The sequence below is a fragment of the Acidovorax sp. Root219 genome (assembly GCF_001428665.1).
Taxonomy (GTDB): Bacteria; Pseudomonadota; Gammaproteobacteria; order Burkholderiales; family Burkholderiaceae_C; genus Acidovorax.
On sequence record NZ_LMIJ01000010.1, the window covers coordinates 25,555 to 33,811 of the forward strand.

Genomic DNA, 8,257 nt, shown 5'->3' on the forward strand with positions numbered 1-8,257 from the left:
CCTTGGCCACTTTTGGTGGCGGGGCGCTCGTGGGGATCGTGTCGAAAAAACCAGGGAGAGCAAAGGCCCCTGAGGCCCTTGCCCTCCCTCTGCAAGGATAGATCAGTTCACCTTGACCGTACGCATGTCCACGCGGTTATCGGCGCGGTGGACGACCTCGATGTTCTTCTTCATGGCCCATGGGATCACCTGGTCATACAGGGGAATGTGCGAGACGGTGTCGTTGGACAGTTGCAGCGCCTCGGTCAGCATGCGGGTGCGCACGGGGGCATCGGTCTCGGCCTTGATGCGGTCCACCAGGTAGTCCATGCGCTGGTTGCTGTAGCGGCCCACGTTGTAGTTGCCGTCACCGCCCTGGCCCACGGTGCGCACCAGCGATTGCAGGCTGTACAGCGCGTCGAAGGTCGGCACGCCCCAGCCGAGCATGTAGATGCTGGCTTCGTAGCGCTGGATCATGGGGAAATAGGTCACCAGCGGCAGCGTGCGCAGCTTGGCCTTCACGCCGATGCGCGACCACATGGCGGTCACGGCCTGGCAGATGGCTTCGTCGTTGATGTAGCGGTTGTTGGGGCAGGCAAAGTCCACCTCGAAGCCATCGGGGTAGCCGGCTTCTGCCAGCAGCTTCTTGGAGGCATCGACGCTGTAGGGGAAGCGCTTGCCCACGGCTTCGGTGTAGCCGGCCACCTGCGGTGCCACGAGCGTGCCGGTGGGCTTGCCCAGGCCGCGCAGGGTGACGCGCTCCAGCGCGGCCGTGTCGATGGCCTGGTACAGCGCCTTGCGCACCTTGACATCCTTGAGCGGGTTCTTGCCCTTGATGTTGGAGCCCGGCAGCTCTTCGCGGAACTGGTCCATGCCCAGGAAGATGGTGCGGTTTTCGAGGCCGTCGATCACCTTCAGGTTGGTGTCCTGGCGCAGGCGGCCCAGGTCCTGGGGTGCGGGGTCGAGCACCATGTCCACCTCACCCGAGAGCAGCGCGGCGATGCGGGTCGCAGCCGACTTGATGGGGGTGTAGACGATCTCCGTCACGTTGCCGTCCATCTTGCCCCACCAGTTGGGGTTGCGCTTGAACACCATCTTCACGTCGGGCTGCCAGGAGTCGAGCGTGTAGGGGCCCGTGCCCATGGCGTTTCGGTGGGCAAAATTCTCGTCCGTGCCCTTGATGTCCTTGGGTTCCACGGACTTGTTCTTTTCGGCCCAGGCCTTGCTCATCATGCGCAACTCGGTCATCTGGCGCAGCAGCACGGGGTTGGGAGCCGACAAGATGATGTCAACGGTTTGCGCATCGACCTTGTTGACCTTGCTGATGCCCTGCACGTAGGGTGTGAAGTTGGAGGTCTTGGCCATAGCCCGCTGCAGCGAGTACACGGCATCGTCGGCAGTGAACGCCGAGCCATCATGGAACTTGACGCCCTGGCGCAGCGTGAAACGCACCTGCGTGGGGGTCACTTCCTTCCACGCGGTGGCCAGGACGGGCTCCACCTCGAAAGTCTTGCTGTTGTAGTACACCAGGCTTTCATACACATTGGCATGGATGCCGTTTTGCAATGCATTGTTTTGGGAATGAATATCCCACGTGGCGATTTCGCCCTGGCTCGCCCATTTGAATGGTTTGGCATGCGCTCCCGTGGCCATCAGCATGGCGGCAGCTGCGGCAATCGACAGCAGGCTGAGATTGAGTTTCATGAAACCTCTTCAACAATGTAAAAGTTTTACTATGCAGTAAATAGCGGCCATCGGCCAACGGGAAATCCCTGAATCCCGCCCCCCCGCGAGGGACTATTTGTGCCCCGGTGAAGCACATTGGCATGCAAGTAAGGTGCCAGCCCCATGCCGCCCTTCACGACCACTGGGCGATCAGTCGGCAGGCCTTGCAGGGCCTGGATCCGGGCATTTGCACCACGGCAGCCCACGGCTTGGGGGTTTCCGCCCTGCCGGGCCGAGGCAAGGCCGCCACCGCCCCCTGCAGCGAGCCACCCTCCACCCGCGCAACCACCCTTGCGCCGCGTGCCAGGGGAGATACTTGTCGGCCCATTCAAAATGCCCAACCAGTGCAACCCATTTGCCAATCGATGGCAGCGCGCAATAAAACCAATCAGCGTCGGAAATAAAAAAAGCCGCCCGAAGGCGGCTTTTTTGTATTCATCCATTGATGGCTGGCATATAGCCAACCGTCAATATCAGAAGCTGTGGCGAATACCGAAGTCGTAACCGCTGGAGTTGCGGCCAGCTGCAGTCACGGAACCGTTCAGAGCTTGAGCGGCGCCGTTCTTGTTCTTCACAGCAGCTGCGGTAGCGTACACAGCGGTGCGCTTCGACAGGTTGTGCACGTAGCCCAGAGCAAACTTGTTGCTACGTGGGTCAGGACCAGCGACGTCCACTTCGTACGTGGAGTAAGCCAGACGGATTTCGCCAGCGCCCACGGGGATCAGACCACCGATGAGCCAGCCTCGGCCTTCGGCGCCGTTCTTGATGTCGTCGCTGTTGTAGTGAGCCATGACCTTGGCCATGCCGAAGTCATACTGACCACCCAGGTTCCAAGCCTTGATGTCGGCGTTCAGGAACTTGGTTTGCGAAACGGCCAGAGCCACATTGATAGGGCCGTTGGCCCAACCAGCGCGCAGTGCCAGGCCGTTGCCGTCCTTCTTGTTGGCAACGTTGCTCAGGTTTTCACCCATGTAGTACTGTGCCTGGCCGTAGAAACCGCCCAGGTTGCCTGGCAGGAAGTAGCCAATGGCGTTCGAAGCGCGGATGGTGGTTGGGCCACCCAGGCTGGAGTTCAGCGTTTGGGTCGTGCCAACACCGTTCGTGCCGAACGGATCGAACACGGTCAGGTTCCAGAATTGTGGGGTGTAGTCACGGCCCAGACGCACTTCACCGAAGCCGCCGTTCAGGCTAACCGTCGAACGACGGTTGAACACCAGGCCGCCGGAACCGTTAGCACCGGTGGTTTGGTTGTTGGTGTTGGTCGAACCGCCACGGCCGTCGTCGTTGGTCAGGCCGGCTTCCAGCCAGAACGAAGCAGACAGGCCACCGCCCAGATCTTCAACGCCGCGGAAACCCAGACGGCTGCTGTTGTAGCCGGAGTTCGTCAGTTGCGAACGGTTGGCAACGCTGCCGTTGCCGTAGGCGTAGGTTGCGTCAACCACGCCGAACAGCGTCACGGACGATTGAGCCATTGCAGCGCCGGAAGCAGCCAGCACAGCCAGGGCAATCAGGGATTTTTTCATTGCGAGTTACTCCAAGGTTAAACATAGGGCGCCGGTACGGGGGGTCTAGGAGTGCCTTGCACCTGCTCAGTCCCGCCGGTTCCCCGGGCCAACCTCCTGGTGGGGAAGTTGTTCTTATTGCACCAGAGCCCGACCCGTTTCGCAAAGGAATTCACCCACAATTGGCCCGAAAGGGAGATTTCGTTGCAGTGTTGCAACATTTCAGTGCACCCCGGCAAAATCCCCCACCTGTGCACCAGCAAAGTGCCTTCCGGCCGTTTTTTGGCATGGCGGCATTTGTGTCCATGTGCAACACCTGTTTCCACATCCATCCTCCCCTCACACCCGCCATGGACGCCTTCCTGACCGCCGCCGACAACGCATTGCGCACCCTTTTTGCAACACCCCGCGCATCGCAGGCCTCCCCCGCTGCCGCCCATGCCGAGGCCGCACTGACCCCGGCACAGCGGAAGCTGACGGGGTCGCTGATGCGCGTCAACCACGTGGGCGAAGTCTGTGCGCAGGCGCTCTACACCGCCCAGGCCGCCGTCACCCGCGATGAACCGCTGCGCCAGCACCTGCTCGCGGCGGCACGGGAAGAAACCGACCACCTAGCCTGGACCCAGGAGCGGCTGGACGCCCTGGGCGCCCGGCCGAGTGTGCTCAACCCCCTGTGGTTCGCGGGGGCATTCGCCCTGGGCCTCGTGGCGGCCAAGGTCAGCGACCAGGTCAGCCTGGGCTTTGTGGCAGAAACCGAGAATCAGGTGGCCGCCCACCTACAGGGGCACCTGGCACGCCTGCCTGCTGAGGACCTGGCCTCGCGCGCCGTGGTGGCGCGCATGAAGGACGACGAGGAGCGCCATGCCGCGCAGGCGCTGGCCGAAGGCGCCACCGTGCTGCCGGCACCGGCCCGCGCCCTGATGCGGGCCGCCGCCAAGGTCATGACGACCACGGCACACCACATCTGACGCTGGCGTCTGGGCGGGTGCCCAGGAAAAGAGGCTTCAGCCCTCCAAGACCTCGAAGCCGGTGGTGATCTCGGCCGTCTTGCCCAGCATGATGCTGGCCGAGCAGTATTTTTCGTGGCTCATGGCGATCGCGCGCTCCACGGCGGCGGGGGGAATGCCCTTGCCGGTCACGGTGAATTGCATGTGGATCTTCGTGAACACCTTGGGATCGACCGGCGCGCGCTCCGTGGTCAGCTTGACGCTGCAGCCGCGCACGTCGTGGCGCCCGCGCTTCAAGATCAGCACCACGTCATAGGCGGTGCAGCCGCCCGTGCCGGCCAGCACGGTCTCCATGGGGCGCGGTGCCAGGTTCTGCCCGCCATTGGCCGGGTTGGCCGCATCGGGCGCGCCATCCATGGTCAGGACGTGGCCGCTGCCGGTTTCCGCCACAAACCCCATTCCCGAGCGGGTACCGGCGCCGCCGGTCCAGCTGACTGTGCATTCCATGTGTGTTTCTCCTCAGTAGTTCATCAAAAAACGTGGCTTTTTTCACGAAATGGACGGGCCACTCCAAAAAATGCGTTGGATTTTGCTGCATCGCAGCATCCTCTGCGCTAATATTGCGTCATGCGTTGCCCTTTTATCGAAAAGGGACAGGTTCTGGAGAGATATCTCCGCCACCTCCAACGCGCCGATTGTCTCCTCCATCTCCTCAAAGGATGGATTCAGCCCCGGGCTTTGCGGCCTGGGGCTTTTTTTTGCCCGGACGGGACCATCGGCACCGCCTGCATCCCGGGCGGCAAGGACCAAGAACCTGAACAGGTTCTAACACCTATGATGTGTGCCCCGCCCGCATGGGCGGCGCGCGCCACAGCCTGCCCCTCGCCATGACCCACGACCTGACCCCCGCCGACTACCTCAAGAAAATCCTCACCGCCCGTGTGTACGACGTGGCGATCGAGTCGGACCTGGAGCCGGCCCGCGACCTGAGCCGCCGCCTGAAGAACCGCGTGCTGCTCAAGCGCGAGGACCAGCAGGCGGTGTTCAGCTTCAAGCTGCGCGGCGCCTACAACAAGATGGCGCACCTCACCCCCGGCCAGCTGCAGCGTGGCGTGATCTGCGCCTCGGCCGGCAACCATGCCCAGGGCGTGGCCATGAGCGCCAGTAAGCTCGGCGCCCGCGCCGTGATCGTGATGCCCACCACCACGCCCCAGGTCAAGGTGGATGCCGTGCGCACGCTGGGTGGTGAGGTGGTGCTGCATGGCGAGAGCTATTCCGACGCCTACCAGCACGCTGCCGAGTTGCAGGCCAAGGAAGGCCTGACCTTCGTGCACCCGTTCGACGACCCGGACGTGATCGCTGGCCAGGGCACCATCGCCATGGAGATCCTGCGCCAGCTGCAGCGCCTGGGCAGCAATCGCCTGGACGCGGTGTTCGTGGCCATCGGCGGCGGCGGCCTGGTGAGCGGCGTGGCCAACTACATCAAGGCCGTGCGCCCGGAGATCAAGGTCATCGGCGTGCAGATGAACGACTCGGACGCCATGATCCAGTCCGTGCGGGCGCATGAACGCGTCACGCTGGCCGACGTGGGCCTGTTCTCCGACGGCACGGCCGTCAAGCTGGTGGGCGAGGAAACCTTCCGCATCGCCAGCGGCCTGGTGGACGAGTTCATCACGGTGGATACCGATGCCGTCTGCGCGGCCATCAAGGACGTGTTCGTGGACACGCGCAGCATCGTCGAGCCCTCGGGCGCGCTGGCCGTGGCGGCCATCAAGCAGTACGTGGAAACGCACCAGACCGAGGGCGAGACCTACGCCGCCATCCTGTGCGGCGCCAACATGAACTTCGACCGCCTGCGCTTCGTCGCCGAGCGCGCCGAGGTGGGCGAGGAGCGCGAAGCCCTGCTGGCCGTGACCATCCCCGAAGAGCGCGGCAGCTTCCGGCGCTTTTGCGAGGTGGTGGGCGCCCTGCCCGGCGGCCCGCGCAACGTGACCGAGTTCAACTACCGCATCAGCGACTCGGCCGAGGCCCATGTGTTCGTGGGCCTCACGGCCCAGGGCAAGGGCGAATCGAAAAAACTCGCGCAGATCTTCACGGAGCACGGCTTCGGTGCGCTGGACCTCACGCACGACGAACTGGCCAAGGAGCACCTGCGCCACCTGGTGGGCGGACACTCTTCGCTGGCCCAGGACGAGCGCCTGCTGCGCTTCGTGTTCCCCGAGCGGCCCGGCGCGCTGCTCAAGTTCCTGAGCCTGATGCAGCCGACCTGGAACATCAGCCTGTTCCACTACCGCAACCAGGGCGCGGACTACGGCCGCATCCTCGTGGGCATGCAGGTACCGCCCGAAGATTCGGCCACCTTCGACGCCTTCCTCGCCACCCTGGGCTACCCCTATGTGGAAGAAACGCTGAACCCGGCCTACCGCCTGTTCCTGCGCGCCAAATAGGCGCAGAGGGCAAGCACCGCGCCACCCCATGCAAGCCCTGCGCCACTACCTGCTGGCCGTGCAGTTCTTCACCCGCATCCCAATCACCGGGCGGCTGGCCGGCTGGGTGGGCTTCAGCCCCGCCATGCTGCGTGCCAGCGCCGCGCACCTGCCCGGCGTGGGCTGGCTCGCTGCGGCTGTGGCGGCGGGGGTGTACGCGGCGCTGGCAATGGCCCTGGCGCCCAACCCGCTGGCCCCGGCCGTGGCGGCAGTGTTCTGTACCGTGGCCACGGTGCTGCTCACCGGGGGCTTCCATGAGGATGGCCTGGCCGACGTGGCCGATGGCCTGGGCGGCAGCTACGACCGCGAACGGGCGCTGGACATCATGAAGGATTCGCGCGTCGGCGCCTTCGGCGCCATGGCGCTGGTGCTGGCCCTGCTGGCCAAGGTGAGCTTGCTGGCGCTGCTCGGCGTGCACAGTCTGGCCACGGCGCTGGCGGCCCTGGTGGGCGGGCATGTGCTGTCGCGCCTGTGGCCGCTGTTCATCGTGCGCCGCCTGCCGCATGTGGGCGACACCGCCCGATCCAAGAGCAAGCCGCTGGCCGACCAGATCACCGGCGCGGCACTGGTGGTGGCGGCGGCCTGGTGCCTGGCCCCGCTGGCGCTGGCCTGGTTCTGGAGCTCCACGGCCATCACCCTCGCCGCCGTCACGCTGAGCGCTCTGGGCGCGGCCTGGATGGCCCGGTGGTTCGCACGGCGCCTGCAGGGCTTTACCGGCGACTGCCTGGGCGCCACGCAGCAGATCGGCGAGATCGGCTTTTACCTGGGTGCCGCGCTGGCCCTGGGGCCGGGCTGAGGGCCTGGCCGTGCAGCTCTGGCTGGTGCGGCATGCGCCGCCCGTGGTCGCCACTGGCACCTGCTACGGCATGCTGGACATGCCGGCAGAGAGTGCCCCCACCCTGGCCTGTGCACAGCGCCTGGGCCAGGCCCTGCCCGGCCCGGCACTGGTCTGGCATTCACCCCTGCAGCGGTGCGTGCAGCTCGCCCAGGCCGTGCAGGCCAACCGCCCCGACTGGCAACCCCGGCCCGATGCCCGGCTGCGCGAAATGGATTTCGGCGCCTGGGAGGGCCGCGCCTGGAGCAGTCTGGCCAAGGCCGACATCGATGCCTGGACCGCCGAATTCGCCCACCACCGCCCGGGCGGCGGCGAGCCGCTGGCGGACATGCTGGAGCGCGTGGCCCAGGCCCTGCAAGACACGCAGGCGGCGGCGCGGGCCGCCGGCCTGGCCCATGCGGTGTGGCTCACCCATGCGGGCGTGGCCCGCTGCGTGGACTGGCTGCTGCGCCATGGCGACAACGCCACGCCATACGCCGACCAATGGCCCGTGCATGCCCCCGCCTGGGGTGAATGGGATACCGTCGACCTGGGATGAAGGCCTTCATTGGCAAAATACCAACAGACCCGCAGGGTAAGCAGAAGCAAACCATGAAAGCACGGGCGTCCACGCCCGAGGCCTGCTGAGCCCCGGAAGGGTCAGAGGCTGGGAATTTTTTGGCCTTGCCCGAAGGGCGCGTCAAAACGCCCCGGATCTAGGCGCAAAGCACAGCCATAGCTCGGGCTATGGCGAGCATTTGCAACGACGAGCCGNGGGTGTTTTGGCGTGCAAGGCGGGCATGG

Annotated in this window: 7 protein-coding genes; 4 read left to right on the top strand and 3 right to left on the bottom strand. The window is 65.1% G+C overall.

Annotated features, from left to right (window positions below):
* Positions 1–102: 102 nt before the first annotated feature.
* Together ASE28_RS08520 and ASE28_RS08525 are read right to left on the bottom strand one after the other, a co-directional pair.
* Complete coding sequence (locus tag ASE28_RS08520; protein WP_057266218.1) at positions 103–1,683, bottom strand: ABC transporter substrate-binding protein; 1,581 nt, start codon at positions 1,681–1,683, stop codon at positions 103–105.
* Between the two features lie 494 nt (positions 1,684–2,177).
* On the bottom strand, positions 2,178–3,227 hold the full coding sequence (locus ASE28_RS08525) for a porin (RefSeq protein WP_057266221.1): 1,050 nt from the start codon (positions 3,225–3,227) through the stop codon (positions 2,178–2,180).
* Positions 3,228–3,556: 329 nt separating this feature from the next.
* Here ASE28_RS08525 and coq7 point away from each other — a divergent pair, with 329 nt between their 5' ends.
* Positions 3,557–4,174 (top strand): 2-polyprenyl-3-methyl-6-methoxy-1,4-benzoquinone monooxygenase, encoded by a 618-nt coding sequence (coq7, locus tag ASE28_RS08530; protein WP_057266562.1) that lies wholly within the window; start codon positions 3,557–3,559, stop codon positions 4,172–4,174.
* A 36-nt stretch (positions 4,175–4,210) separates the two neighbouring features.
* Here coq7 and ASE28_RS08535 read toward each other — a convergent pair whose 3' ends face one another.
* Positions 4,211–4,660, bottom strand: a complete 450-nt coding sequence (locus ASE28_RS08535; protein WP_057200184.1) for an OsmC family protein — start codon at positions 4,658–4,660, stop codon at positions 4,211–4,213.
* Positions 4,661–5,040: 380 nt separating this feature from the next.
* Here ASE28_RS08535 and ilvA point away from each other — a divergent pair, with 380 nt between their 5' ends.
* Genes ilvA through ASE28_RS08550 form a run of 3 tightly spaced genes read left to right on the top strand, consistent with a single transcriptional unit; the run spans position 5,041 to position 8,012 of the window.
* Positions 5,041–6,600 carry a threonine ammonia-lyase, biosynthetic gene (gene ilvA / locus ASE28_RS08540; RefSeq protein WP_057200261.1) on the top strand — a complete coding sequence of 520 codons (1,560 nt, stop codon included), beginning with the start codon at positions 5,041–5,043 and terminating at the stop codon, positions 6,598–6,600.
* Positions 6,601–6,628: 28 nt separating this feature from the next.
* Entirely contained in the window at positions 6,629–7,435 is an 807-nt protein-coding gene (locus ASE28_RS08545; RefSeq protein WP_057266222.1) for an adenosylcobinamide-GDP ribazoletransferase, read from the top strand.
* 10 nt (positions 7,436–7,445) lie between these two features.
* Positions 7,446–8,012 carry a histidine phosphatase family protein gene (locus tag ASE28_RS08550; protein WP_255361071.1) on the top strand — a complete coding sequence of 189 codons (567 nt, stop codon included), beginning with the start codon at positions 7,446–7,448 and terminating at the stop codon, positions 8,010–8,012.
* The last annotated feature ends 245 nt before the right edge of the window (positions 8,013–8,257 follow it).

Bases quoted from the DNA above. Each gene is read 5' to 3' on its own strand.
- ASE28_RS08545 (WP_057266222.1), top strand. From the start codon at position 6,629: ATGCAAGCCCTGCGCCACTACCTGCTGGCCGTGCAGTTCTTCACCCGC.
- ilvA (WP_057200261.1), top strand. From the start codon at position 5,041: ATGACCCACGACCTGACCCCCGCCGACTACCTCAAGAAAATCCTCACC.
- ASE28_RS08520 (WP_057266218.1), bottom strand. From the start codon at position 1,683: ATGAAACTCAATCTCAGCCTGCTGTCGATTGCCGCAGCTGCCGCCATG.
- coq7 (WP_057266562.1), top strand. From the start codon at position 3,557: ATGGACGCCTTCCTGACCGCCGCCGACAACGCATTGCGCACCCTTTTT.
- ASE28_RS08535 (WP_057200184.1), bottom strand. From the start codon at position 4,660: ATGGAATGCACAGTCAGCTGGACCGGCGGCGCCGGTACCCGCTCGGGA.
- ASE28_RS08525 (WP_057266221.1), bottom strand. From the start codon at position 3,227: ATGAAAAAATCCCTGATTGCCCTGGCTGTGCTGGCTGCTTCCGGCGCT.